The sequence below is a fragment of the Proteus columbae genome (genome assembly GCF_002777965.1).
Classification (GTDB): domain Bacteria; phylum Pseudomonadota; class Gammaproteobacteria; order Enterobacterales; family Enterobacteriaceae; genus Proteus; species Proteus columbae.
Genome location: NZ_NGVR01000005.1, coordinates 14,701 through 41,677, shown reverse-complemented (window position 1 = coordinate 41,677; position 26,977 = coordinate 14,701). Strand labels below are relative to the sequence as shown.

Here is a 26,977-nt window from a genome sequence, read left to right as displayed (position 1 = left end):
TTGTTAATAATAATTTAAGCAATCTGTAAGATTTTTTTTGTATCAATAACTTGAGTCAAACTATTAATAACACCTTGTGTTTGCTCAATAACTGATTGGGCTACAGCAATTGATTGTACAGGCCCTGCATTTTTAGTCGGTTTAACATCCTCTGGATTAATAGGTAATGCTAATCCAGTTACCGCATTTACCACTTCATATTCCATTGACATAACGCCTAATGTGCCGGCAAAAGCACCTAATACATTTTTAATATTCTTTTGTTTAACTACATACGCCATACCGCCAATAAATGTGGCAACACCAATGATTTTTCCGGCAATTGCAACAGGTGATAAAAATTTATTAGTTTCACTGCCCGCATAAATCATTCGATAGCTAAAATAGCTTGCCCAAGGTTCTCTAGATTGTAATGCATCATGCATAAACCAAGCACGAGAATCATGAAATTGGTTATCAAATAAATCTCTTGTTAATAATTCCTCGGGATCTGGCGTATTGTTTTTTTTAAATAGAGGAAATCCATCACCTTTTTTATAAATATCATCACCACTTTTTTTCATATAAAAATATTCGGCTTTTTCATCATCAGTATTTAATAAGCACATTATATTCGTTAGTAAGTTATCGACAGAAAATTGTTTCCAATTTCGGACTTCTCTTCGTTCATCATAATAGTCCGCTTTAAATTCTTCAGCGCCTTCTCTTAATTGTGTTTTCCCCAGCATGGGTTCATAAATACGAGGTCCTACAAGATTTCCTGGTGATATGGTGTCTGTACCATTTTTTATTTTTTCTTTTTGTTGTTCTTCTTTCTCATCTTTTTGTTTATTCCATTGTTCTCTATCTGTCTTTATCTTTTCAGTGCCATGCTGGACTGCATTTTTATAAAAATCTTGATTAAAAAGATTCATATCGGCATATCTATCAATACGCCAAGCCGTCATCCATGCCATCTGCTTTTCGACGATTTTTTCTAATGACATATTTGCACGGCAAGCATTGAAGCTTCCTGAGAAATGAGTAGTAGCCACTGGTGGTAACCCTAATGTAATTTTTCGCCAAGCATTAAAACGTTGAATTAGAATTGGGTTGATTTCAAAAAGTTCATAGATCTCTCTCGTAATGTTATTACACATTACTTTCCCACTACTATTTTTAGGTGAAGTACCAGTAATATTTAATGGTGCTCCTGTAAGAAATGCTGAAAGATAAAGATCATGTAAGACGATTTGTGAAACTAACATGGAAGGGTCTTCAAATGCCTTGCCCTGATCACCGACCAAATACCCCCCGCCAATATCAGAGTGAACACCGGGGTAAACCACTTCTTCAATATCAGGTATTTTAGGATAATAACCATGTTTATTATCTTTATTATCCCAAACATAAGGACGTCTTATTGTGTCTAATGGAAAACAAAAACGTTGTTCATGGGCAGAAACAAAATGACGACAACATTTAATAAAACGAGGAAATTGCCTTTCATTAGGGAGTTGTTGAGTGCCATTTGCCCAATCCATATGACCCGAAAAGAAAGGAGCCAAATGCACTATACCCACAGAGGGGACGGTATCTAAAATACCGATAAATTCGACTTTTACATCAATACCACATAATTTTTGAACAGGTTTATCGGCTCCTTCTGGGGTATCAAATAATTGCGTCACCCAATTAACAAAGGTTCTTGCTTCCGCCGCACCACGAGAGAAACCATAAACATAAAGTTTAATCGTTAATGTGTTAGGTTTAAGTTGTAATCCTTCAATAATCTCTTTTTTATTAACTAAAGAGTAGATAACGGCACGGCGACGCCCTTTACCACTAATAGGAATATATGTTGGGGTTGCCATATCTTTTAAGTGAGTACGTAATTCAGATATTTCTAACCTCTTATTACCAGAAGCTACACTTAATGTGTTTGCTAACATTAATAGTGCCCAATTAATACGATTTTCTCCGCCAGTTGCAAATATTAAGCCCATATTAGTGAAGTTATATTCTGCTATTTCAGGAAAGGCGGTACCAACTCCAGGCATATAGTATTTAAAATACTCTCTTCCTTTTTTATTAGGATTATTTTCATCTTCATTGGTGGCTTCAAATAATCGAGTAATATTGGTGGCGGTTTTAGGCTCAGCCTTCATATCCGCTTTGCGGTTATTGTTGGTGCCATCAAAAAAGAAACTAATATGTAAATTACGACAGCAGTTATTTTTTACACTAGCAAGGCTGGAATTATGATTTCGTTTCTCTTGTTCTCGTGTTTTATAGTTATGTTCTATTTGTTGTTGAGTTAATTTTAACCGACCTTTATCGGGGAAATGATTAGGTACCCAAACTGGCTCTGCTTTTATTTCTTCGAACATACGGCGGGCTCCTTCAAATTATGAGGCTCATTAATTGGGTATTTAGGATCACCATAGCTATAGCAAGACGTGGTGATTTTCACTTCGTCACAAGGTAAAAAATGGACATCGACCCCACACACTTCTTTATCATATTGCGGAATAGGTACCCAAGCTTCGTGGGTCGAGGTATTATCGCGGAGTTGTTGTTTCCAGCGTTTATAGGCTTCAACTTGATCAAAATCAGGAGGTGGTGGGAATTTTGTGGTATCGACCTTTTTCCATTGAATATGTGCGATTAAATTAGGGCGCCATTTTTCGGGGATCATCACACAACATACAGTGCCGCCAATACTGCCGTAACCTTCATTAATTGAAAATCCTGAAATTTCAAATTGTGTGTGGTTATAGCCTTGAAGCCCAGCTCCCAATATGGAGTTTTCCGGTTTTGTCCCCCAAGAACCGGCATTGGCACAACCGGAAAGGAAAAAGGAATAGGCTAGAATTAATAATATTATTTTTAATTTAATCATATTACCTACTTTATTTATTATAAAATAATAATGGAATATAAATAATTAGTTTATGATTTAACATTGATGTTAGAAAGGGAACTTACTAAAGTACAACCACAAGCGCAATGATGTCCATCTAATGCAATTGCCTTTTTATTTATGATTGAGTTTTTTGCTCCTTCGATAATTTGATTTTCACCATGTTTATTACAAATAACAGAATCACCAATACAAGCGATAGGTTTTCCATACGCTAAGTAGCTTCCGGTCATAACTTTTCCACCATAAGGATTTAAGGTATCTCCAACTCTAATTATCTTTTTCATTTTATTTTCTTTTTAAGTGTGAATTTGAAAAATAGTAATATGAATAATTTAATTATTAAAAGAGTGTTTGCGAATATATTCCTCTACAGTGCCTAAGTGGTCACTATTATTAGCTTGAATAGCAAGGTTATATAAGTGATTGAAATTTTCTTCTTGAGTTATGGATGTGTTATTAAATTCAGAATATGACCTTAGTTCTTCAGCATCACTAATACAGCCAATTTTATTTATTTGAGTATCATTAAATTGCATTATTGGAAAATTTTTATCTTCAATCTCTGGGTGATAACTTCCTAGTAACCAACTCATATCATTATCTCTATCTAGCCAGCCCCAAATAAAAGTAATATCAGTAAATCTTTTTTGTTGTTCTGAGGTTAGAATATTATTTACTAATGTTGGAAATACGCGTGTATCATAAAAACGAAGTAAACAAGATTTAAATCCCCATTCTACTTCTGCAAGAGAAAGTAAAAAAGTAGATAACATATTAAATGAAAGTGGGGATGATGTTATTAATAATCTAGGTTCTGAATAAAGTAACTCAAACAACTCTTCTATTAAAATTAAGTGTGTGCTTTTATTCCACTCAATACGAATAAGTAGAGGGGCTTGTTCCAAAAAACCTTCTTCTGGCATATTAGTGAAAAGAGAAAACCATCTAATCTCATTATCCATTTTGATTAACGCTGGAACAATAGGGTTCTCTAGTCCTGCTTGATCAATAATAATATCAATGTAATCTAGATGCGTTTTTTCTGAGATTAATTTTAATTGATTTATCCACTGTGTCGTTATTTCTTTTGAGGGGACTTGCAATGTATTATTCACGAATGGCGACTCCCATAGCATTTTCTTGTGCTTTCTTTAAACACTCTTTACAAACAGATTGAGGAAGATCTGGTAATGGAAAATCTTCACTTGCCGGCTCACTCCAAATATGTTGCCCTTTTAGACTTAATCGACTTGGTGTATGAATTTCAATTTGTCCATCAGGCATTATTTTGATGTACCCACCACCACAACCGAGTGTGATACCCTTTTTAGCGGTTAATTGAAGATGGCCTTGAGTTGATTGTACGGTAATATCTTTAAGCGCTGTCGCTTCGAAGATATCGCCATGCGATTCTAATTCAAAAGGTCCTTTCCCTGAGACAATTCGTATTCCTTCTTTTTGAGATAGCATAGAGATTTTTTTGTAAGCGTTGGTGGCTATATTCTCTGTACTAGATAAATGCATTTCACCTTTAGATTGCGCATAGAGTGTTCCTATACTTTGCATAAGAAGTGTTTCATTGGTAATAATGCCAATTCCTTCTGGAGCATGCATTAGAATAGAAGGGGATGCTAGTTTATCCGTATTTTTTAAAAGATTATCTAACCCTGCTTTTTCTGGTTGGAGATTGTGGTGTGCTTGGGTAATTTCTCTACAATCATCGAGTTGACTTATTGCCCCTTTTACTAACGATATTGCAGGTTCCATTGCCAGCACTTCACCACCTGATTTGGCTTGATTATCTGCACTAATAAATAATCCTTTACCTGCTCTTATTGCCCCCCAACTGTCAGTGCGTAATTCAAAACCTTCGCCACGTTTATCTCGATTGGCATCAACAATATGCCCTAAATTTAATTGTGATTTACCGCCATACTCAGTGCTGATTTTGATATGTTCTTCCCCACGCTTATCTTCCATTCGCAGTTTATTATTTGCCGGAGTACGAATAACGTTACGTGTGTTATTTCTGTCAGTGATATGATCGGGATGACGCGAATCATGAAGCGCATGGGCGATATAAGGTCTGTCCGGATCGCCTTCATGAAAAGCAATGGCGACCTCAGTACCTTGAATTAATGGAAAGTGCATTCCATAAGTGTCACCCGCATAAGGTTTTGCTAAGCGCACTGGCATGCTCTCATAACCCATCAGTTTTTCGTCACGGTCGGCATCAAATTTTACCCAATAAAAACCGTCTTCATTTTGATGCGCATAAATATCGTTATCTTTAGCACTGGTGATACGTGCGGTAAGTGTACCTGTGATAATAGGACGCGGTTTAACAGTAGGTCGCCAGCAAAGGGTTTCACTGTAAGGAATCGCATTAAATCGTACTTGAAGCGCTTTTTCTCGACCACCACTAAAACGTAGACGAGTGATTAAAATCGGTGATTGAAACACAGACGGTAATGATGAAGGTATTGCGTTATCAGTGATGGTTATCACTTGTAATGGAGAGAGAAAAGCTGCATTACTTTCGCCTTTTAAGCGCGTTTGACGAGTTAAAAAGCGCTCATGATCAAGCCGTGCCCAAAAGTTGGCGCTTTCTGCTTCAGGGGTGAGTTTATCACCGCGAGAAAGATGTCGAGCCTGATAATGATAAACTTCACCATAATGGATTTCATCCCCTTCACCACGTGTCATATCCGTTACTGCTGAAATCAAGGTATCTTGTGCTTGTCGATGATTGTAGTCCTTGGTTAAGACATTCTGTTCAACCACTTGATGATGCAATGATAATCCCCACACACTTTCTTGGTGATTATCATTCATGCCTGATGGACTATTTAAAGGCAGTGTTTTATCAAAGGTATAAGCACTTTGGCGATCGGCAAAACGAATAACTTCGGTTTGTGTTTGATCTTGCAAATAGAACGAATAAAAAATACCGACTTCGCTTAATAGTCGTTCAATAAATTGGCGGTCACTTTCATTATATTGGTTGATTTGTTCACGTTTGGGATATTCATTTTTCAGTGTAAATTCAAACTCCCAATCTTTAAAATTATGCTCACGTAAAATTTGACTAACGACATCAGGAACAGACTGATTGAGGAAAAAGCGATGAGAACGTATCTGATGGCGTAATAAGGCAAATACGGGCTCAATGACTAATTGATAACGGGCTTCATCTTTTGATCCAGATAGGCGCCGAAATTGTGTGACAACGCCGTGAACTTGCTTGGTGATGGGCTCTTGAGTTGCTAATTCTGTAATGCTATTGAGTGTGGGAGTAAAAGAAAGTGTCGCACTACGACGCAACAGTTGTTGCGGTTGTAAATCCTGAGCTTGGCTGGTAAAAGTAATTTGATAATGGTAGGTATCACTTATTGCTTCGCGTCCTGTGAAATATTCTACATCAAGTAAAACATCACAACTCTGTACATTAAGGTGATAGCGATTTTGTCCGTTAAGTAGAGCTTGAGTTGTTTTTTTTAAATTCATAGTGGAATGATATAAACACATCCCGTTTGTTTATTATTAACAAACTTTCTGTATTTACCCTTGAGTTAAAAGTATTAATTGATATTTATTTCAGTGAATTGTTTTTTTAATGCATTTTTTGTTTCTTGTATCTTATTTTGCTGAATTAAGTTATCAATTTTTTTTATTTGATATAATATATTGTTTGTAGGAGTTGGTCGTTCGTTATCATTTATTTCAGCATCTTTCCCTGTTTCTTTTATTAAAATCTTTAATCCATAAGTTGGTAAATAATAAAAATAATAAATTTTTTCTATATTTTTAATACCATAAATTAATCCATTATTGGAAATCAATTGCATAGATTTATTCCAATGTTCTCCAAAATAAATCATACGAGATAAGAAATAACTACTAAAAGGCTCTCTGATACCACTTTCAGAATGCATAAACCAAGCTCTCGAATCATGTATATGGTTATCTAACAGATCAACTATTTTTCCTATATAAGAGTCTTTATCATTTTTAACTAAAGTACTTTTTAAAGTAGAATATAATTTTTTACTTTTTTCTTTTAGACTCAAATATTCATTGCGTTCATCTTGGTATGTAATTAAATATGCATAATCTTGAATTTCTCCACCTAATTCTTGTAGTATAGTTGCTTGAATATCCACACTAACTGGAAAACTATATTCAGGAAGTGAATCGCATTTTTTATCTGGTATATAATAAGGATTATCTGAATGATAATAATTCATTGATTCACAAACTTTTTTTACTTTTTGGTGTTTTGTATCAATTAAAGGAGGTGGCCGAGATATATCTTCATAATCAGCTTTAAATTCTAAGGATGCTTCCCAAAATTGTCCCCTTGAATTGGTTGCATCAAATAAAGGTGGACCTATATGCTTAGGTGAAGGTTGCCAATTATTAATATCACTTTGTTTTTTTTGCTCTTTCTCTCTTTTTTCACGAATCTCTGCTGTTTTTTTATTCACATCCCAATATTCTTTTGCTATTGCATTACTTGCTTGTTTACTGAATTCTGAGTCATAAGGTTGTACTGCTATATCTGCATGTTGTGGTGCATTTTTAAAAAAATCTTGTTGTGTAAGATTCATTGCTGAATCTTGGGGGGATGCATAACGTCCAATACGCCAAGCGGTGATTAAAATAAGTTGGCATTCAATAACGCTTTCAATATCGTCCGTAATAAAACGGTTAGGTATATATGATTTTATATTATTATTTTTTTGATTTATTGTTATTTCGGGAAGGGTTTGTTCTCGCCAGATATTGAATTTATTAATTATAGAATTTGATATTTCAAATTCATCTATTGTTGCTGGTTTGATTTTTCTAAATAAATAATAGTCTTGTTGTTTAGGGGGTAATAATAAAAAAGACTCTTCGCTTAATGCTAAAGGTGCGCCAGCATCTATTGCGGCTGCGTACATATCATGTAAAGTAATTTGAGAGATAAGTTCTTCATGACCAGCCAGAGCTTTACCTTGATCTCCAGGCGGGTAGCCACCCCCTATATCAGAGTGCATTCCGGGGTAAATGACTTCTATAGTATTAGGGAGATAGTTTCCTTCAGGTGTACGTATCGAATCGACAGCAAAGGATTGGCGTTGTTCATGAGCAGCCACAAAATGATAACAGTTTTTAATTAAATCTGATTTTGGGAGTTGCTGAGTGCCATCAGCCCAGCCATTATGACCGGTAAACATAGGCATAACATTAGCTAACCCAACGGCTGCAACAGTATCAAAAAGCCCTAAAAACTCAACTGAAACAGGGATACCATAGATAGTTCCTTTGGGAAACATTAATGGTCGTAATGGTGGTGCTTGTGTATAAATATAAGTGAGAAATTTATCTACCCAATATATAAATGTTCTCGCTTCCGCTGAACCACGAGAAAACCCATAGATATATAACTTTAAAGCCACGAACTTGGGTTTATTTTTTATAATCTTATTTCTTATCGTTCTAAATTGCTCAAATAAAATACGTGTTGGGTTATAACTTTCCGAAGAATTCATATTTAACTGCAATGTGCGCATTTTCGATAAGGTTAATTTATCACCTGTCACTGCATGATATAACGTATTGTATATTTGAATCAGTGCCCAGTTTATACGAGCTAGACCACCTGTTGCAAAAGTTAATCCTGAACTGTAATACTCATAGGTTTTTATTTCAGGGAAAGGAGTGCCTACACCAGGTAAATAGTAAGCATAAAATCCTTTATCCATTGCCTCTTTTATATCTGGAGAACTGGCATGATAAAGCTTTGCCACATTTGTTGGATGTGGTGGATTTGCATCATCTGTATCATTCTTATTATTGTTATTTGTACCATCAAAGAAAAAACTAGCATGTAAGGTTTTACAACATTGCGTTGAGTCTTTTTGAGCCAGGTGCGATTTATTTTGATTTTCTTCGTATTCAATTTTTTTTATATTTTGTTTCACTTGTTGGTCAGTCAATGTTAATCGACCTTGATCAGGAAACATAGGTGGAGCCCAACAGGGTTCTCCACCCATAACTTGTTTGCTATCTTGATAAAATTTTATGATATTAATAAGTGTCGAATCGACTTTATTTATTTCTGACATACTGCTGGCTCCTCCATAAAGCTAGGCTCTTTAATGGGATAGTCAGGGTGATTAGTCGCATGACAAGAAAGAGTAATTTTTACTTCCTGACAAGGGAGAAAATGGACATCCATACTGCAAGGTTCGTCATACTCGGGAATGTCAACGACTTTACTGTAATGGCGATAATTGGCTTTGTGTTTGTCCATATAAGCCCTAAAGTTAGGATCGGCTACACCGGGTATATCTGTAGGGTATGCATCGGGATCGACTTCCCATTCCACTAAAACGGTTTGATTAGGCGTCCATTTTCTCGGCACCATAATGCAACAAGTTCCTGCCGCACCTTGCCCATAATAACCATTAACTTTAAACCAATTTACGGAGGTGCCTTTCACGTGGTTAAATCCGTGTAAATTTCCTGCCAGATATTCCACTTTGGGTTTATGGATAAAGAGTAAATAAATCGCAATAAGAGCAATGACTATCCCAATACATGCAAGTTTTTTACGGGTTAACTTTATAGGCATACTTAGATTTCTCTATTCCTTAATAATATGCATTAATCAATGCGACAATTCATCACTAAAGCTCAGCGTTATTCCATCTTCTTCGTTATAGCCCAAAATAACATACTGTGATTTTTCAGCATTGGCTTGGCGTAAAAGAAGCTGTTGACTAAGAATTGGCAGAATTTGTTGATTAAGCAGACTATCGATATTTCGAGCGCCAGTGTCTGGTAATAAACAAGCATCAACAATGGTATCGTAGAGCGTTTCTTCAACAATACCAGTTAATCGATAGTGGGTATAAAGTCGCTTAATGACATTTTTTAATTTCATCTCAACAATAATGCGCAATGCTGTTGCATCAAGAGGACGGTAAATTAATGTTTGGAAACGTGCCAGTAATGCCGGTTGAAAATGATCACGTAAAATAGGACGAAGCGTTTCTTGTAAGTCGCTATCTGTGCTTAATGGTAACTCTTCCAGTTGTTGCATTAAGTAATCACTGCCTAAATTCGCAGTCATTAAAATAACCGTATTACGAAAATCAATTTCACGACCTTCACCATCACGCATAAAACCTCTATCAAACACTTGATAAAATAGGTTTAAAACGTCTCGGTGTGCCTTTTCAACTTCATCCAGTAGCACAATACTATATGGGCGTTTGCGTACCGCTTCTGTTAATACCCCGCCTTGACCGTATCCGACATAACCTGGAGGAGAGCCTTTTAATTGACTGACGGTATGGGCTTCTTGATATTCAGACATATTAATCGTGATTAACGATTTTTGACCGCCAAACAGACATTCTGCCAGTGCAAGTGCGGTTTCTGTTTTACCTACACCACTTGGGCCAACTAATAAAAATACGCCTTGAGGGCCGTTTTCAGACACTAATCCTGTTCTGGATGCACGTAGACGTTGTGCCAACGCAAGTAAAGCGCACTCTTGTCCAACAACATATTTTGATAAGTTATTTTCTAGCTCTAGCAGGCCAATTTGTTCATCTTTAAGAAGACTTGAAAGTGGAACTCCTGTCCAATCAGCGATAACCGTTGCTACCGTGCGAACATCTACATCAGAGTTTAAAAGTGGCGCTTCTTGTTGTAACTGTGAGAGTTGTTGCTGTAACTGTGCCGATGTTGCTGTGTTTTCAGGATCTTGTCTGCTTTCAATTAGCTGACAGATAATCTCTTTTTCTTGCTCAAAACGCTGTTCTAAGGTTTCAAGTTGAAGGGATAATTGTGCATCTTGAGAGGATAAGTCAGATAATTTTGTTTGATTAGTTAAATTACCAATAGTGATGTCATCAAGTATCGCTTTTTGTTCTAGTTCAAGTGCATAACGTTTGGCTTTAATGCGGGTAAGCTCTTCAGGCAACGTGTCTAAACTCATGCGGATCCTTGCACTGGCGGTATCAAGTAAATCGACAGCTTTATCAGGGAGTTGGCGACCTGTTAAATAACGACGAGATAAAATGACAGCCGCTTTTACGGCATCATCAGTAATGTGTACGCTATGATATTTGGCATAACGAGATTTCAATCCTCGAAGCATTAAAAAGGCTTTTTCATCATCCGGTTCATCAACTTTAACGATTTGAAAACGGCGCTCTAATGCTGCATCACGTTCAAAATATTGTTTGTATTCCGACCAAGTGGTTGCTGCGATGGTACGTAATTCACCACGAGCCAAAGCGGGTTTTAATAAGTTAGCCGCATCAGCCCCACCAGTTTGATTGCCTGCACCTATAATTGTATGTGCTTCATCGATAAAAAGTAGAATTGGTGTAGGTGATTGTTGAACAGCATCAATAACATTTTTTAAGCGCTGTTCAAATTCCCCTTTAACACCAGCACCTGCTTGTAATAGACCTAAATCGAGAGTGCGTAATGAGGTGGTTTGTAAACTGATAGGGACATTTTTTTCAGCAATACGTAGTGCAAGTCCCTCAACAAGTGCGGTTTTACCTACACCAGGCTCACCAACAAGAATAGGATTATTTTTACGACGACGAGAGAGTATATCGACCATTTGACGAATTTCGTCATCTCGACCAAATACAGGATCAATTTCACCAAGGCGCGCTTTTTCTGTTATATCAAGCGTGAATTTATTTAATACAGCAAGAAGGGCATCACTTAGCGTATTACCAATAATGGTGCTGTCTGTTGCTGAAGATGCAGTGCTGGCTTCATTATTTTGAGTAAACGCTGCTTCTTCAGGTAAATGGTTATAAGAAGCAAGTTGCTGAATTTCAGGTCTTTCATCGGATTGAGCATCAAGTAGAGGTCTTAATCGTTGTAGTTGTGTCTCACCCAATGTCATTAAAGGCCAGAGTGCATCGAGTGGAACTAATGCTGGCTGTTTGGTCATAGTCTGCAATAAATGCACACTGCGGATTTGTTCTATATCTTCATCAAGAGAAGCAATTACCCATGCATTTTTAATTAGTTCTAATAATGGTTTGGATAATTGAGGTCGGCTACGTACAGAGCGAGGTAATTTATCAATTGCATCAAGTAAGCCTTGCCAAAGTGCAGTTAAATCCCATTCATAGCGGCGTGCCAATACAGTGATATCACTTTCTCCAAGCTCTAGAATTTTCAATAACCAGTGTTCAATAGTCACTTCTGCATGGGCACGGGTTTGGCATAATGATGCCGCAGCTTCTAGTGCTTTTGCACAATAAGGATTTAATCGACGCAATAGCATGACAGATTGATTTTCCATGTTTTCTCCCAGTAATGAAGTCCCTATTGAGGGAATTTAGGTATGCTACCGCCCCTAGCCATAGACCGAGGCTCATAAGGTCATACTTGTCATATTTCAAGCTGTAGCGTTGTTGACTACATTCACTCGCACTAGTCACATACTTATGTATGTTCCTAGCGACTCACTCATTTGTCGCCTAGCTACACCTTGAACTATCTAGAGTACCTATTTGTCGTGCTTTGAATTCTTCATGGTGTAAATAGGCGATGGTGTTTTGATTGACATTTTTTAAAAACAGGCGGTTAACCGCCTGTTTATTTCAATGTTACGCAGTGGCGCGTTCATTCCATGAATCTGAATGTATGATATTTCCGTCTTTGTAAGTCCAAGTGATTTTTTCGTAACGCAATTCAACTTCTTCAAGGTGATTGTGTTTTTCTTTAGTCGGATCTTTGATGTTGTGCATCTTAGGAGCCACTTTGACTACCTTGACGTTTTCAAGCGTAGTGTTGAAATATTCAACTTCTTGGCCTGCATCATCGATGCGATACCACTTAAACTCTGCTTTTTTCAACGTTTGCCCAGTAGTAACTGCCTTGTATAAATACGGGCTAGAAGCATCAATTTCTTTTACGAAAATAAATGGAGTATGGATACGTGTACCGGTTAATTTGCCAGTATTGTTATCTGTTGGAATGTATAAGTTGTGATCTTGAGCGACGACTTCAATACTGCCCTCACGATCTTGAACATTAACAGAACCTTTGATATCCGCATTGCCGTCATCTTTCAACCAGAGGTATACAGGAATAGCCATAATTACATCTCCTTTCTAAAGTTTAGTTGCCACCATCCTTCAGTGGCGTAAGGTCATCAGCTAATACCTGACAAGCATCGGCTTGAGGTATCAGGCGAATTTCAACTCGACGATTACGAGCTCGACCATCGAGTGTTGAGTTATCTGCAACAGGTTGATGCTGACCATATCCTTGCACCGCAAAGCAAGATGGTGCGATATCACTGGTTTTGATCATCCAATCACGCACGGCTTCAGCTCGTTTAAGAGAAAGTTTTTGGTTTAAATCGGGATTACCTGTGTTGTCGGTGTACCCAGAAATAACAATTAACCAACCCGGCTTAGCTTTTATATTGATAAGCGCATCAACAAGTACTTTAGTGGCCTCATTTTTTAATTCGTATTGACCAGAAGCGAAGAGGGCAAGGCTGTCTAACGTCACCATTTCAGGAACTTCTTGTACGATGATAGGCGCTGGTGGTAGTGGGGGAGCCCATGAACTGAGCAAGGCATGCAAATAAGGTAAGATGTTATTTCCTTGATATAACGCTAAAGAATAGCGAGCAGGAATACCTTCTCGTTGCCAATGAGAGAGAAACGTTGCATCAGAAAGTAACTGTTGATAAGCCACTTTTTTAGGTTCTAAATTCTCATCGGTAATATTTTTAAAGTGATTGATATCATTACTATTATCGTAGATTAATTGCTTGTTATGGTGATAGCTACCTGAGAGAGCACCAATAAGAAACAACCCGCAAATCATGCCAATAACACCAAAGGTAGTTTCTATTTTTAATAAATTGACATCGTGAGTGAGTTTATCAATCACAATATCTGGTAATGGTAATTCGTCGTTATTATTTGATGTTTTGATAATAGCTGGAGATAACGTGGTTTTATGGTGAATAAATTGAGCCCAGCTGTTATCTGAAATGGTAGGAACGGTTGTAAGTTGCATTGCCCAAGCAACAGGAATAAGACTTGGAGCACCTGATTGAGCAACAGTAAGCAGAGGAATAAATTCACTTTTCAACCAAGCAAGTAATTGATCAAGCCAGAGTGCCATAGTGAGTTGGTTTTCGGTTTGCTCTCTATTTTGTGATAACCATGTTGAAATAGGTTGAGTAGCCAAATTATCAGAGATAACAAGCAACTCTGGCTGATCATTTAAATAGGTTATCCACGGAGTTGTGTCATCAAAATGTGAATTGAGATAATTAACTGGGGAATTAAGATAAAGCGTCACCCAAAAAGGTAAAATTTTACCTGTTTTTTTATTACTTTCATGGATAGCACGACGCCAATTAAGCGTTTCTTGAGTAACTTCTTCTTGTTGTAATAGTTGTTCGGGTAATAAGGCATATAACAGTGATAATCGACGTAATTGCAAGGGGGCAATATCAACGATATGTTGAGTGATGTTGATCAAATCAATAGGAGAAGAGGCGCAAATATACCAACCTTTAGCGGTTTCTCGATAGGTCTGATTTCCATGAAAAAGCGCTTGTGATTGACCACAAACAATAATAACAGCGCCTTGATAGTTATCAGGAGGGAACTGGTTTGTAAGTGCATTTTTAAGGTAGGGAGTAATTTTCTGTTGACGGAAAAACCAGACACATAAAGTCAGTGTAACGATACAAATAAATGCCGTCAGAAAAAAGGAGATCTCTTTACCAAAAGACCAAAATCCCCAAAGCAACCACAATAATAAGCATGCTGAAAACAATGTAATACACTGTTTTATCCTGTTTTTTTGCATTACTTTCCTTGAATAACCCATTGTTGAAGTAAATTTTCTAATGACACAGAAAAGCCCCACCACAGCATTGCTAGCACCGCAATTCCCCCGAACCAACCTAGCCAATAAATATGACGACGATTCATACGATGCTTGGGTTTCATCACTAAAGGTAAATCACTTGATAGTGCATAGGCGGGAAGTTGAGTATTAAGTAACTCAATAATTTGTTCTCGTTCAGGCGCATTGGTTTGGCGATATTTACCAACAAAACCCAGAGTGATCACTCGGTGAAAACAGATAAGTACATCATGGTTGGGGGTTGGTTCATTTAATAGATTACGCAACCTATCCCATAGTTTGTCACCCGCTTCTAATGTATTGAAATATTTAGCTTGTAATGGGGATTGTATCCACTGTAAGTAACCGTCATCACGCTCGGTGCGATTCATTACGCTTTCATCAATTAAAGCGCATTGTGCATAAAGCATGTTTTCGATGGCAGATTGGGAGTAGCCTTTTTCTGTGAGTTGTTGGCGCGTTTTATCTATATGTTCACAGACGCGCCGATAGAATGCTTTCCCATCAGTAATTTCGGCACCTTGACGTAGCTGACATACCATTAGCCAAGTGTCAGCAAAAAGCATATCAATCATGTTATTTTTAGCTGTTCTTGTATTCGTAATCATGAGCGAAGTACCGCAAAAAGTTCGAGTTGAATTTCACCTAATGTTCCGGGTACATAAAAAGCACAGTGACCGGAAGAGAGCATGGCTTGACCCGCAGGATTATTGAGTTCAAGAGCAAAATAGTGATTTTCTAAACGCAGAGGGATAGCAGCAGGAACATGTGTTAAAGGTTGTAATGGAATACCGTTAAGTGCGATGTTAACCACACTCGCAACATCGTCATTACTACCGGCTTTACAAAGTAGTGGAAATTGAGTGATCAACAAATGGGCCGGTAATGCAGAACGCACTGAAAGATAGAAATCAGCATCTTCGCGTAGGCGAGGATCATGTAATTCACCACGCCAGAACGGCCCTTCTTTATCAAGAGCAATATTAATCACGCGTGAAGGTAAACTCGCTTCTAACAGAGTATTAAGTAAGCTAAATAAAGGTGGAAAAACCTGCTCTGGGAATGAGTGTTGATAAAGTGGAATATCGCCATTTTCATGATCGAGTGAAAATGTCAGTAGCGCACCTGCTAAACGCACTAATTCACGATAAAGAAGCTCAGGGTGACGCCCCATTGATGATAGTAATTCACTTAATACAGGCTCAGCACTGTTAATCGCATTGAGTAGCCAAAAGAGTGAGACATCAGCGACAGCAAAATCAGCCATTTGCTCATTATTTTCGCGGCGCATAGTCATTAGGCGACGACGTTTTGCCACTAAGCGATGCATAAATTCTGAGAATAATGTTGTTAATTCAGAGCTAGCACTACAACTTAATAACGGGGGAATAAAATGTTTATCTATTTCCCATGCACCTTGGGCATTGCGAATTAACCGAGCAACCGGACAAGTCATGTATGCACTATTCTCTTCATGGGCGTAACGCAAAGTAATACTGTGTCTTAACACAGCGATGTCCGTTTGTTCTTGGCCAATTAAATCTTGTACTTTCATCCACTCTTGATAGAACGCTTGTGGTCTATCAGAGCGTCCTTCTTGCATAAGGTTGCCACCATTAGCTTGCAAGAGAGGTAATGCGAGAACGATATCAAGTGTTTGATATTGCGAGTAATGGCTCAGCTCATTGACTGGCGGTAAGTTGTCTGCCAGCGTTGTATCAATCAGCGTGCCGTCAGGAAAACGAACGATAAGTTTTTGTGCACTAAGGCGCGAGATAGTTAAGGCGCTTTCATCAAATTCGGCACAAATGACGCCCCATGCTGATGCAATCGTTATATTGGCGATGGTGCTAATGAGATAGCTATCCCATCTTGCTTGTTGTTGAAATTGCTGAGGAGCCAAAAAGGCCCCATCACTCCAGAGGGGGCGGTATATTTTCATCCGTGCTTCACCTTATGCTTTCGCTTTTGGCATTTGAGATACTAACGAGAGATCAACATCCATTCCTTCCACTTGGAAGTGTGGAACGGCATACAGTTTCACTCTGAAAAAGCCTGGATTATCTTCAATATCTTCCACTACCACTTTTGCATCACGAAGCGGGTGAGAAGCTTGTAAATCATCACTTGGATCAGTCATTTCGGTCACTAAACTACGAACCCAATTATTTAACTCAAGCTCTAATAAACGACGATCTTTTGTGGTACCAATATTTTCACGCTGAATTAATTTCAGATAATGAGCAATTCGCGAAAGGAGGAAAATATAAGGTAAGCGCGCATTGATGCGGCTATTAGCTGTTGCATCAGTCGTTTCATAAATAGCGGGTTTTTGCGCCGAATTTGCAGAGAAGAAACAAGAGTAATCTCGGTTTTTATAGTAAGACAGCGGAATAAAACCAAGATTGGCAAATTCAAACTCTCGTGTTTCAGGGATCATCACTTCAGATGGAATTTTGACCTGACTTCCTGTTCCTAAATCATAAAGATGAATAGGTAAATCTTTTACAGCACCGCCTGCTTGGGGGCCGCGAATTTGTACACACCAGCCATTGTTAATAAAGCTTTTAACCATATTGGCAGCAAAAGCAAAGGTTGCATTTGTCCACAAATATTTCTCATGGTCTGGACCTTTTACTTCTTCAATATAATTAAAACTACGTACAGGAATAGTGTCTGGGCCATAAGGAAGGCGACCTAAAACGCGAGGCATTGTTAAGCCAATATAGCGGGCATCGTCAGAATCGCGGAAAGATTTCCATTTGATGTATTCAGCACGGTCAAAGTAGTTGCTGATGTCTTTAATAGCAGCCACTTCTTCCATAGAGTCTTTACCAAAAAATGCAGGGCCAACCGAGCCAACAAATGGCATGTGGGCTGATGCCGATATCTTTGCGATATTTCGTAATAGCGCAATATCTTGAGGGCTACGATCAAACTCATAGTTAGAGATAATAGCCGCAATAGGTTCTCCACCTGGGGTATCATACTCTTCGATATAGGTGTGGTGATAAAGGCCACTTTGGATAGTTTCTGGACAATCTTCAAAGTCTTGGCGTAAATCGTCCTTAGCAATATCAAGTAACTCTATTTTTACGTTTTGACGAAAATCAGTGCGATCCACTAAGAATTTTAACCCACGCCATGCGGATTCAATTTTTTGAAAGTCAGCGTGATGCATGACTTCATCAAGTTGTTCGCTAATTTGTCTATCTAGATCAGCAATATGGTGATCAAGTAAATTTCGATCTAAACGCTCAACTTTTTGACCTGAAGATTTTAGGCGCTCAAGAAAGACTTGAACGGCAACAGTAACGCGCTCATTTGCTGTGGTATCTGCCAGAGCACTATTGTCTTGGAAGATATTAATATCACTTACCTGAGAAACAGGTGTGAGGTTAATTTTTTCAAAGAGTGAGGCGTAAACACCGCTATTCGCGGGCTCATCAAGTACAGTTGTTGTACTTTTTGAAATACTTTCGCTATTAACTGACATAAGCATAATCCTGTAATGATAAAACCCAATTAGTCTTTTTTCGGTGCAAGTTGAGATAATTCCTCGCGTAGCTCATCACTTAGTGCAGGATCTTTCAGGATATTTTCGAGTTCACGACGAAAAGTGATGTTATCAAGGAGGTTAGATTTCAAGTCACGTAAGAGATTACGCATTGCTAGCATGGCGCGGAGTTGAGGTATCTGGCGAGCAACTTGTTCCGGTTCAAAGTCTGCCATCTCTTTAAATGACAGATTGATGCTCTCCTCGCTACCATCGTTTGCTAATGTATTTTTTACGGTAAGATTGACTGACGGAGAAAATTCAGTGAGAACACTATTGAAGTTATTTTTATTGATATTGACCTTTTCTCTTTCTGAAAGAATACGTTTATCTTTTCCGTTGCTGTAGTCACCAATAGCCAATAGTTTTAAAGGCAACTCAACTTTTTTTTGTGCACCGCCTGTATGTAAGTCGAGTTTTATATTTACCCGCGCTTTAGGAACTTCATTTTGAAAACTATCTGACATAATAAAATCCTTATATTTAACGAATAAAGGATCTCTTGAGAGTGGGGAATAGTAAGTAATTTCACTACCAAGAAATTTATCTTAAAGTGCCCTCTTTATATTAAACAAAATCAAATAAATCAATTTGTCTTAATGTTTTTAGGAGATATCTCTAAAAGTAGAATGAAATAGAAAGAAAATGCATTGAGGTAAATTAGAGATTTATTCCAAATAAGTATCATAATATGATATTTATTTTATATCTTATTTAAATTTATAATGTATTGTTTCTATATTAAGTGGATTATGTTGATTTGATGAGTATATATACATAGTAATTATTCTTATTGATAACGACTTGTTATCGTTTCTGTGGTTGTTAAATGATGTGCCAGATGATAGGAGAATAGAAATAAAGCAATAATGCTTTTTTAAACCTTAAACTTTAATGCTTGTATTTCTAAGTATTAATTATTAAGTAGAAAAAGAGCTATTTGACTTCCTTTCATTCTCTTATTTGATTAATTAATGAGTCATTTTATAAATAGTTGGGTTAAATCAGAGGGAAAGCAGATAAAACTATTTTTGAGATAGACCCCAATAATAGAGCTAGCAATTATTGGGGTTCTTTTTTGGGAATAATAGTTATCGTTTGCGACGATAAATACGATGCTCAATCATTGTGCCAATGATCATTAATGGTGTGTTTTCACTACTGAGTGTTGGGTAGTCACTATTCAATGGTATAAGTTCAAAATGCTCATTGCCATTGGCATCAATGTGAGTTGGTCTGTATTTCTTAAATGTTGCTTCTCTTTCATTATTAGCTGCAACAATAAATTCACCAGGATGTGGTTTTATTTCAGGATCAACAATGATTACATCTCCTGATTTAAAATCAGGCTCCATTGAGTCTCCTTCTATTTTTAATGCAAAAGCACTTTGTGAGAGTGCTTGATCTGTCAGAATATACTCAAATTCACCATCACAATCCGTAATAGGAACACTATGCACTAAGTTTCCTGCTTGAACGTAGCTTATTAGTGGTAATTTTTTCGTGTTGATATCATGAATAGGTTGAATGTTATCACCCATCATTAACCAACCAGCATCACACTCTAAAGCTCTTGCAATACTAATAATATTACGAGGCTTTTTGGTTGAGCCATCTTCTATTGAAGCCCATGATTGTTGTCTGATGCCTGCTTTTTCTGCAGCTTCAGTCTGAGTAAGCCTCAAGGCATCTCTTCTGGATTTAACTCTATTTGCAAGACTCATGTTTCCTCCTATTAAAAGAATACAGATAAACCTGTTATTTAATACAGTTATACCTGTTAAATATTCTATCCAAAAAAGACTAAATTAATAAATGATAATTTATAAGGATTCATTTATAGACTAATAAATGTCGATATAACTAGTTTTGTAGTTTAATAATAACGGCTATTTAGTGTTAGGTTACTATTATAAATAAGAATGGTTTTATTATTGATGATACCTAAAATATAAAATTATAGTTTATTCTTTTTAAGAAAAAGGAGGTTGTAAATGTTAAATAAAAATAATTAGAGTGATGTCAAGTTATCATGTGTCTGTTAAGTGATGTTTTTATAGGAATGAAAACATTCTATCTATATTAATTGAATCGATAATTATTTAAATATTTATTTAAATAATATTGACACCCTGTTTGTAAAATAAAGGAATATTATGAAACTTATTGATGGATTAAAAACAGAATTAAAAGGTTTCTTCAATGAAACATCTGAAAATAACTATGTGAAGATTTTTGATACGCCCCATGTATGGGGAATGCCATTTGGTAAAGAAATTATGCCAAAAGCGATAGAGCGTGAGGCTGAATTTGAACAAGCCATTACATCTATCTTAGATAACATGCTGTATCGCTGCGATATTTCTTCTCTTAATGCCCCTGATGAAGAGTGGCGAAAAATTATTCTTGCTGCAATTGATAAATCTTTTTCTGAAAAGAAAGGGCGTAAAGAACGTACACAAATTCGGTTTTTATTTGCACAGACACCAACTGTTTTATTAAACGGCGTTAAATACTATTTTAGTGGAACACCTGAATATCTGGCATTGAAAAAAGATCTTATTGAATTGATTAAAGAACGTGGGAAATATTGGGAATGTATTCCAGATATTTGGATTGGTCGCTTTTACCGTATTATTGATGGCTTAAAAGTCTCTTTAGAAAAAAAAGTGCTACCAGAAGATTTTATTTCTGAGTTAGATACCCGAATGACATGGAACCATACAAAAATTATTGCTGTTGATGGTTGTGAAGCTTTCGTGGGTGGGCATAATTTAAATATGGATCTTTTTAAAAGTTATCCGCCAGTTCATGATGTTTCCGTTAAGGTTATTGGCGAATCAGCACTTCACTCCCAATTATTTTTAAATAAAATGTGGGATGTGGGTAAAGATTTAATTACGAAAGAATATTTTGATAGTAAAAAAAATGAATGGGTCGCTAAAAAAGCAAGTTATAAAATTATCGATCCATTAACAAAGAGCAGTGTATTAAGAGAAATAAAAAAGAAAAATGAACAAAATTTAGCTCAATCACCAGATGAAGGCTTTTTCAAAACTGACCGTATTTTCTCAGTAGGAAAATATTGGGAAGGACCTGATATGCGAGTTGATTATAAGAAAGGTTCCGAGAAAATGAAGGAATACCTTATAAAAAATGCTAAGAAAAAAATTCGTATGTCTCAACAAGATGTCGTGAGTGCATGGAAGAAAAAATGGAAAGATCACCCTGTTTGTCATTGGATTATTGAAGCGTTATTAAAAAACCCAGAACTCGAAGTTGAAATTGTTGTTTCACCATTAGATGCCGCTGCTGGTGCAAATGGTGACCAATATTCATTTGGCTCTGGTGCTCAAAGAACATTTGAATTATTTAAATATTATATGACACATGATGTTGAGACAGATGCTGTTATTCCTGATCCTGATAAAATCCGTCAGTCAGCACTGCGTCGTATTAAAATAGCGCCATTCTTTTTTACCGATAAAGTACCAAAAGCACGACAAACGGAAGGTAAAACGTATAAATGGCCAGATGCTGATGAATCATCTTATACCGCCACACTAAAAGAAGCACCGCTGAGTGAAGATCCACCGAAAAAAGGTGATATTGGGCATCCATTCTGGTCATTGGTTAATGCGAGTGGTATTTATCCTAAAGTCGCTCCAGCTCCAGGAAACCACGCTAAAGTGACTATTATTGATGATGAATTGTATATTGTGGGTTCAGATAATATGTACCCAGGATATTTGTCAGAATTTAACTATCTTGTTGAAGGTAAAGAAGCCGTTAGCACCTTTATTAAAGAATATTGGGATAAATTGTGGCGTTACTCTGAGCCTCATGCATTTAAACAAAAATAACGGCTATATATTGATTTATCGTTAATTAAAATGAAAATATAAAGGGGAGTTAATCCCCTTTATATCGTTAATAATAATTAATTTAGCTATTTTAGGTAATCTAATGGCCAGTGTTTGAAATAAATATGATTAGCTTGCCAGTCTACTTTTTCTGTATTGTCGCTTAATAAATGGCGAGCCACCGTAAAGGCAAATTCAAAACTCACACCCAATCCTTTTGCACTGATAAACTTTCCATCAACAACAACATCTTGATCAAGATAATGACCGTCATCGTATTTATCTGCTAATTTATCGCCAGTACTGTAATTACGACCTTCAAGAAGATGATGTGCGGCCAATACTTTTGCTCCTGAAGAGCACAGTGCACAAATATATTTATCTTCAGTAATATGGCGTTTAATAAATTGAATAACTTGTTCGTTAGCGCATAAACGATCTGTGCCTTTAGGACCACCCGGCATCATTATTGCGTCATAGCTGTGTGTCAGCTTTTCAGCTAATAGAAAATCAGCACTGATTTTAGTTTCAAAATAAGTATTTAATACCAAGCTATCCATGCAAGAAAGTACATCAACATGAATATCAAGACGGCGCATGATATCAATAAAAATAACGGCTTCACCTTCTTCAAATCCATCAGCTAATAAAACGGCAACCTGTTTCATTTTATTTATCCCTTATGTGTTTTTAGTAATGAGTGGATACTTTGAATATGATTAACAATGGTTCCTTTATCTTGCTTATCAATTGTATCTGCTGTGGCAATCCAGCTTCCTCCACAAGCAACAACTTGTGGAATAGCAAGATAATCACTCACGTTATTTAAACTAATGCCGCCAGTTGGCATAAATTGGGCTTGAGCATAAGGCGATGCTAATGCTTTTAGCATTTTTACACCGCCAGAGGCTTCTGCTGGGAAGAATTTAAGTAAGGTTAAGCCTTTTTCAAGAGCAACCTCAATTTGGCTTGGGTTGTTAATACCCGGTACAATATCAATGCCGTTATTAAGGCAGTAATCAACTGTACTTGGGTTATAACCCGGAGAAATAACAAAGCTTGCTCCCGCTTCTTTTGCCATATCAGCTTGTTGTGCAGTTAATACTGTTCCTGCACATAAAATAAGCTCAGGAAAGTGTTCATGCATTAATTTTATGGCTTTGGCAGCAGCTGGTGTACGAAAGGTAATTTCAGCAACAGGTAATTGATTTTGGGTTAGAATTTCACCCAGCCAGATTGCATCTTCAGCGCGATTAATTTGGATCACGGGGATCACTTTCAGTGATGAAAGAGTATCAACAATTGACTGTGTCATGGTTATCCTTGATTAGTGTGTAGAATGAATCAGTAATTTCATGAGGAATAATGGCGCCATGGTGTTGAATGACGAGTCCAGCTAAGGTGTTTCCCCATAAACAGCACGTAGGTAAGCTGTGATTTTGTAGCCAAGCAGCAATAAAAGCAGCATTAAAAGAGTCACCTGCGGCGGTAGTATCAATAACAGAATCAATGGGTTTGGGAGAAACATAACCTGTCTTTTTGCCATCAGACCAGTAAGCGCCATTAGCACCCAATTTGACAATGACGTTCTGATTACCCCATTGATGAAGACGTTGTACAATGTCTTGTTCTGTCAATGCTGGTTTTTGCCAAAGTATTTGCTCATCATCACCAGTGACTAAAGCAATATCGCTAATGCTATATAGCTTCTCAAACCACTCTTGTGCATGAGGTATTGAATCCCATAAACGTGGTCGATAATTAGAATCGACAATGAGTGTCATTCCACGTTGTTTAAGCTGTGCTAATAAGTTGAGTAAAGCGATTTTTCCTTCATGCGTTAAAATAGCAAGAGAGATGCCGCTAAGATAAATGACGCTATCATCAGGAAGCGCATCGAAACTGTCTGAAAAACGCTTATCGGTCGCAATATAACGTGCGGCAGCATCATTTCGCCAATAGTGGAAACTGCGCTCACCATGAGCATCAATTTCAATAGCATATAGACCGGGAAGTTTTTCAGGAATAGTAATAACAAATTGGCAGTCGATCCCCTCGTTTTCCCATGCTTTCTGCATTAAGGCACTGTAAGTATCAGTGCCGAGTCCTGTCATATAAAGCGGATGTAATGAAGGCGAGAGTCGCGATAAATAGAGTGCGGTATTCAGTGTATCGCCACCAAAACGTTGTTGTTGTGGTAAGAAAGGTTGACCACTCAGCTCTATCATACATTCGCCAATAATGGCGACAGTTTTATTGGTTTTCACAGTTTTCCATCACTTTTACAGACACGAATTTTATCTGCAACCACAGCTTTCATTGCGGCTTTGCCTGGCACAAGGTAATGACGAGGATCGCTTGCATCAGGGTTATCTAAAAAGTATTGCTTGATAGCGTTAGAGAAAGCAATTTTTAGTTCGGTTGCAACGTTAACTTTGCAAATACCTAAATCAATGCAACGGCGTACATCTGCATCAGGAATACCCGATGCACCATGAAGAACTAAAGGGATGTCAGTCTTTTGGCGAATAATAGCTAAACGATCAAAATCGAGATGAGGCTCATGCTTGTACATGCCATGCGCGGTACCGATTGCAACCGCTAATGAGTCAATTCCCGTTGCTTTGATAAATTGTACTGCTGAATCAGGATCGGTGAAAAGCGCATCTTTAGCATCAACGACTAAGTCGTCTTCTTGACCACCTAAACGACCTAATTCAGCTTCAACGGTACAATCCCAATGGTGACAAAAGTTAACAACCTCTTTCACGATGCGAATGTTTTCTTCAAAAGGAAAATGAGAGGCATCAATCATGGCAGATCGCACACCAGAAATGACTTTATGACAAATATCAGGAATATCTTCATGGTGATCTAAATGTAGAGCAACAGGGATACGATATTGCTCTGCGGCCTGCTGGCAAATAGAGATCAAATAATCACTACCTGCATAAGCAAACGTGCTTGGGGTACCCGCTAAGATCACAGGTGATGCCATCTCAGCGGCTGTTTCCATCACAACTTGAATGGTTTCCAAGTTATGAATATTAAAAGCAGGCACAGCATAATTTTCACGCTGTGCTTTATTGAGCATATTACGAGTAGAAACCAGATACATGTTTGCCTCTCATCTTTCGTTTAATTACGAATTATAATAAACGAAAGAAATAGAAAGGTAAAAGATCTAAATCACATTTTTATTGCCTTCGCACTGAAAGCAAATGAAAGGAAATTAGAAAAAATGTGCCATTTTAGAGCTATAACTGGTGATCCCTTTGCGTAATAAATTATTTTTCGGTCGTCTTGACTGTCCTATCACGGTTTCAGCGACTTTTTGTGCTAAGGTTTGTTTTTCTAAACGGCGGGTTAATGGTGTTTGCTGAGTTGTATAATCTTCGCAAAAAATGACGTTTACCTCTTGTGTTGCTTTCACTCCAGTCACAAACGCTTGAATAGCAGGAATTTCGAAACGAAAGTCATCTTTTTCGATAGGTAATGGAAGTGAAGGTGTTTGCCATAAATTGATACGATCAGCACAATAAAGCGCGATAATCACGGCACGTAATGACCAAAAGCTGCTGGCGGGTCCACTGTAGTTATCAACCAAACGAGGATCGTGAGTAAATAAGCCTTGAGTGGGAGCGCCATTTTTTAATGCACCTTGAGAAATAAAATAACGTAAGCTGCTTTCAAAGGCGCGTTTTGCCTCGCCTACTTTTACTGAAGGGCAATGTAAATCGACACCCGCTAATAATGGAGCAGAAACCGCAAGGCGGTAGCAGGCACTTCGCCCAAAGAAAGGAATACCTTTTGGAGTCATAAAATAAAGGTAATGTTGATTAAAGGTGTTAAGTGATTGAGTAATAAATGTCGTATCAAATTGAGGATCAATTTGCGTTAGCCAATATAATGAATAGTAAAATCCCCACGCATTATAGTAATCATAGTTACCTTTTGCCCCATCACGAAACCATCCATCACCAACATAAAACTCTTTTAATCGTTCATAGCGCCAATGGGCAACAGTGTCTTTTCCTGTGAGTGCTTTAATAACAAATTGAACAGTAAGAGGGAAGAAATGCCAGTTATTATCAACAACTTCACAGTGATTAACTTGCTCAAACCAAGTAATAATTTGTTGTTGTGTGGCGGGTGTTAATGTATCCCACACCCATTCACGGCTTATCCAAAGAGTGAGCGCTAAATCAGAGGCTTCACAAATTCGTTGATCGTAATCTTCAAGTTTTCCCCAATATCCTTTATGAAGTGGATCAGTGCCATGAATAAAGCTTTGTTTGATCATTAAAGGTAAGTTGAAAGCTTGATGATTTAATCCCATCAACGTACTTTTTTTGCTGCTAACTATCCATGTTGCAAGTAGAGGAAGTACCCTGCTAACACCTTCAAGAGCATCCGTTCTTGCAGTTTGTTGCCCTGGGCTTCCGGGATAATAAGCATGAGAGTAACCCCAGACTTGGTAATGATGAAAAGCCTGTGTGACATATTGTGTCAGCATTTCACATAAAGAGAAAAGCGACTGGTTTTCATCATTAAAAAAGTCAGTGATCGTTTTATCATAGCGACGATAAGCTGATTTTCTGACTAATCGTCGAATGATATTTTCCTTAAATAAGCGTTGGTAGATTTCTACGTTTGGGTGCTCATAAGGGAGTTTTGGACGTGCTGAAGATGCAATTTCAATAGCCATTTTCGTATCTC

General features: G+C 37.4%; 21 protein-coding genes. 1 reads left to right on the top strand and 20 read right to left on the bottom strand.

All coding sequences use genetic code 11. From position 1 onward, the window contains the following. Positions 1 to 14: 14 nt before the first annotated feature. The 15 genes from CBE70_RS01335 to CBE70_RS01265 all read right to left on the bottom strand — a co-directional run bounded on the left by CBE70_RS01335 (position 15) and on the right by CBE70_RS01265 (position 20,119). Entirely contained in the window at positions 15 to 2,369 is a 2,355-nt protein-coding gene (locus CBE70_RS01335) for a T6SS phospholipase effector Tle1-like catalytic domain-containing protein (RefSeq protein ID WP_100157897.1), read from the bottom strand. Further along, a complete protein-coding gene (locus tag CBE70_RS01330) occupies positions 2,354 to 2,881 on the bottom strand; it encodes a DUF3304 domain-containing protein (protein WP_100157896.1) in 528 nt (175 codons plus the stop codon). Before CBE70_RS01330 ends, CBE70_RS01335 begins: the two co-directional genes overlap by 16 nt. A gap of 50 nt (positions 2,882 to 2,931) precedes the next feature. Further along, a complete protein-coding gene (locus CBE70_RS01325; RefSeq protein WP_100157895.1) occupies positions 2,932 to 3,189 on the bottom strand; it encodes a PAAR domain-containing protein in 258 nt (85 codons plus the stop codon). Positions 3,190 to 3,237: 48 nt separating this feature from the next. Beyond that, positions 3,238 to 4,020, bottom strand: coding sequence for a DUF4123 domain-containing protein (locus CBE70_RS01320; RefSeq protein WP_157925985.1), 783 nt, complete (start codon positions 4,018 to 4,020; stop codon positions 3,238 to 3,240). Then, positions 4,013 to 6,412, bottom strand: coding sequence for a type VI secretion system Vgr family protein (locus CBE70_RS01315; protein ID WP_100157893.1), 2,400 nt, complete (start codon positions 6,410 to 6,412; stop codon positions 4,013 to 4,015). Before CBE70_RS01315 ends, CBE70_RS01320 begins: the two co-directional genes overlap by 8 nt. A gap of 74 nt (positions 6,413 to 6,486) precedes the next feature. Continuing rightward, positions 6,487 to 9,018: a T6SS phospholipase effector Tle1-like catalytic domain-containing protein gene (locus CBE70_RS01310; RefSeq protein WP_100157892.1), complete on the bottom strand. Its 2,532-nt coding sequence runs from the start codon at positions 9,016 to 9,018 to the stop codon at positions 6,487 to 6,489. Further along, entirely contained in the window at positions 9,006 to 9,527 is a 522-nt protein-coding gene (locus CBE70_RS01305) for a DUF3304 domain-containing protein (RefSeq protein ID WP_023583755.1), read from the bottom strand. Before CBE70_RS01305 ends, CBE70_RS01310 begins: the two co-directional genes overlap by 13 nt. 36 nt (positions 9,528 to 9,563) lie before the next feature. Beyond that, positions 9,564 to 12,239, bottom strand: coding sequence for a type VI secretion system ATPase TssH (gene tssH / locus CBE70_RS01300; RefSeq protein WP_100157891.1), 2,676 nt, complete (start codon positions 12,237 to 12,239; stop codon positions 9,564 to 9,566). A 307-nt stretch (positions 12,240 to 12,546) separates the two neighbouring features. Next, entirely contained in the window at positions 12,547 to 13,038 is a 492-nt protein-coding gene (locus tag CBE70_RS01295; RefSeq protein WP_023583757.1) for an Hcp family type VI secretion system effector, read from the bottom strand. 22 nt (positions 13,039 to 13,060) lie between these two features. Next, positions 13,061 to 14,779, bottom strand: a complete 1,719-nt coding sequence (locus tag CBE70_RS01290) for an OmpA family protein (RefSeq protein WP_232797322.1) — start codon at positions 14,777 to 14,779, stop codon at positions 13,061 to 13,063. Beyond that, entirely contained in the window at positions 14,779 to 15,447 is a 669-nt protein-coding gene (tssL, locus tag CBE70_RS01285; protein ID WP_100157889.1) for a type VI secretion system protein TssL, short form, read from the bottom strand. Before tssL ends, CBE70_RS01290 begins: the two co-directional genes overlap by 1 nt. Further along, positions 15,444 to 16,781, bottom strand: a complete 1,338-nt coding sequence (gene tssK, locus CBE70_RS01280) for a type VI secretion system baseplate subunit TssK (RefSeq protein WP_100157888.1) — start codon at positions 16,779 to 16,781, stop codon at positions 15,444 to 15,446. Before tssK ends, tssL begins: the two co-directional genes overlap by 4 nt. Before the next feature lie 12 nt (positions 16,782 to 16,793). Then, positions 16,794 to 18,341 carry a type VI secretion system contractile sheath large subunit gene (gene tssC / locus CBE70_RS01275; RefSeq protein WP_100157887.1) on the bottom strand — a complete coding sequence of 516 codons (1,548 nt, stop codon included), beginning with the start codon at positions 18,339 to 18,341 and terminating at the stop codon, positions 16,794 to 16,796. Between the two features lie 23 nt (positions 18,342 to 18,364). Continuing rightward, entirely contained in the window at positions 18,365 to 18,862 is a 498-nt protein-coding gene (tssB, locus tag CBE70_RS01270) for a type VI secretion system contractile sheath small subunit (protein WP_100157886.1), read from the bottom strand. A 624-nt stretch (positions 18,863 to 19,486) separates the two neighbouring features. Next, positions 19,487 to 20,119 (bottom strand): LexA family protein, encoded by a 633-nt coding sequence (locus CBE70_RS01265; protein WP_023583763.1) that lies wholly within the window; start codon positions 20,117 to 20,119, stop codon positions 19,487 to 19,489. Between the two features lie 432 nt (positions 20,120 to 20,551). Here CBE70_RS01265 and CBE70_RS01260 point away from each other — a divergent pair, with 432 nt between their 5' ends. Next, positions 20,552 to 22,258, top strand: coding sequence for a phospholipase D-like domain-containing protein (locus tag CBE70_RS01260; RefSeq protein ID WP_100157885.1), 1,707 nt, complete (start codon positions 20,552 to 20,554; stop codon positions 22,256 to 22,258). Between the two features lie 86 nt (positions 22,259 to 22,344). On the opposite strand, the gene CBE70_RS01255 is transcribed toward CBE70_RS01260, so the two are convergent. From CBE70_RS01255 to CBE70_RS01235, 5 genes are all read right to left on the bottom strand, one after another. Next, positions 22,345 to 22,926, bottom strand: coding sequence for a DJ-1/PfpI family protein (locus CBE70_RS01255; RefSeq protein ID WP_100157884.1), 582 nt, complete (start codon positions 22,924 to 22,926; stop codon positions 22,345 to 22,347). Between the two features lie 5 nt (positions 22,927 to 22,931). After that, positions 22,932 to 23,573, bottom strand: a complete 642-nt coding sequence (locus CBE70_RS01250) for a bifunctional 4-hydroxy-2-oxoglutarate aldolase/2-dehydro-3-deoxy-phosphogluconate aldolase (RefSeq protein ID WP_100157883.1) — start codon at positions 23,571 to 23,573, stop codon at positions 22,932 to 22,934. Continuing rightward, positions 23,554 to 24,525: a sugar kinase gene (locus tag CBE70_RS01245; RefSeq protein WP_100157882.1), complete on the bottom strand. Its 972-nt coding sequence runs from the start codon at positions 24,523 to 24,525 to the stop codon at positions 23,554 to 23,556. Before CBE70_RS01245 ends, CBE70_RS01250 begins: the two co-directional genes overlap by 20 nt. Continuing rightward, positions 24,522 to 25,376, bottom strand: coding sequence for a tagatose bisphosphate family class II aldolase (locus tag CBE70_RS01240; RefSeq protein WP_100157881.1), 855 nt, complete (start codon positions 25,374 to 25,376; stop codon positions 24,522 to 24,524). Before CBE70_RS01240 ends, CBE70_RS01245 begins: the two co-directional genes overlap by 4 nt. 114 nt (positions 25,377 to 25,490) lie before the next feature. Further along, complete coding sequence (locus tag CBE70_RS01235) at positions 25,491 to 26,966, bottom strand: DUF2264 domain-containing protein (protein WP_100157880.1); 1,476 nt, start codon at positions 26,964 to 26,966, stop codon at positions 25,491 to 25,493. Positions 26,967 to 26,977: the final 11 nt, after the last annotated feature.

Excerpts from the sequence above, each read along its gene's own strand:
- CBE70_RS01335 (WP_100157897.1), bottom strand. The coding sequence starts at position 2,369 with ATGTTCGAAGAAATAAAAGCAGAGCCAGTTTGGGTACCTAATCATTTC.
- CBE70_RS01330 (WP_100157896.1), bottom strand. The coding sequence starts at position 2,881 with ATGATTAAATTAAAAATAATATTATTAATTCTAGCCTATTCCTTTTTC.
- CBE70_RS01325 (WP_100157895.1), bottom strand. The coding sequence starts at position 3,189 with ATGAAAAAGATAATTAGAGTTGGAGATACCTTAAATCCTTATGGTGGA.
- CBE70_RS01315 (WP_100157893.1), bottom strand. The coding sequence starts at position 6,412 with ATGAATTTAAAAAAAACAACTCAAGCTCTACTTAACGGACAAAATCGC.
- CBE70_RS01310 (WP_100157892.1), bottom strand. The coding sequence starts at position 9,018 with ATGTCAGAAATAAATAAAGTCGATTCGACACTTATTAATATCATAAAA.
- CBE70_RS01305 (WP_023583755.1), bottom strand. The coding sequence starts at position 9,527 with ATGCCTATAAAGTTAACCCGTAAAAAACTTGCATGTATTGGGATAGTC.
- tssH (WP_100157891.1), bottom strand. The coding sequence starts at position 12,239 with ATGGAAAATCAATCTGTCATGCTATTGCGTCGATTAAATCCTTATTGT.
- CBE70_RS01295 (WP_023583757.1), bottom strand. The coding sequence starts at position 13,038 with ATGGCTATTCCTGTATACCTCTGGTTGAAAGATGACGGCAATGCGGAT.
- CBE70_RS01290 (WP_232797322.1), bottom strand. The coding sequence starts at position 14,779 with ATGCAAAAAAACAGGATAAAACAGTGTATTACATTGTTTTCAGCATGC.
- tssL (WP_100157889.1), bottom strand. The coding sequence starts at position 15,447 with ATGATTACGAATACAAGAACAGCTAAAAATAACATGATTGATATGCTT.
- tssK (WP_100157888.1), bottom strand. The coding sequence starts at position 16,781 with ATGAAAATATACCGCCCCCTCTGGAGTGATGGGGCCTTTTTGGCTCCT.
- tssC (WP_100157887.1), bottom strand. The coding sequence starts at position 18,341 with ATGCTTATGTCAGTTAATAGCGAAAGTATTTCAAAAAGTACAACAACT.
- tssB (WP_100157886.1), bottom strand. The coding sequence starts at position 18,862 with ATGTCAGATAGTTTTCAAAATGAAGTTCCTAAAGCGCGGGTAAATATA.
- CBE70_RS01265 (WP_023583763.1), bottom strand. The coding sequence starts at position 20,119 with ATGAGTCTTGCAAATAGAGTTAAATCCAGAAGAGATGCCTTGAGGCTT.
- CBE70_RS01260 (WP_100157885.1), top strand. The coding sequence starts at position 20,552 with ATGAAACTTATTGATGGATTAAAAACAGAATTAAAAGGTTTCTTCAAT.
- CBE70_RS01255 (WP_100157884.1), bottom strand. The coding sequence starts at position 22,926 with ATGAAACAGGTTGCCGTTTTATTAGCTGATGGATTTGAAGAAGGTGAA.
- CBE70_RS01250 (WP_100157883.1), bottom strand. The coding sequence starts at position 23,573 with ATGACACAGTCAATTGTTGATACTCTTTCATCACTGAAAGTGATCCCC.
- CBE70_RS01240 (WP_100157881.1), bottom strand. The coding sequence starts at position 25,376 with ATGTATCTGGTTTCTACTCGTAATATGCTCAATAAAGCACAGCGTGAA.
- CBE70_RS01235 (WP_100157880.1), bottom strand. The coding sequence starts at position 26,966 with ATGGCTATTGAAATTGCATCTTCAGCACGTCCAAAACTCCCTTATGAG.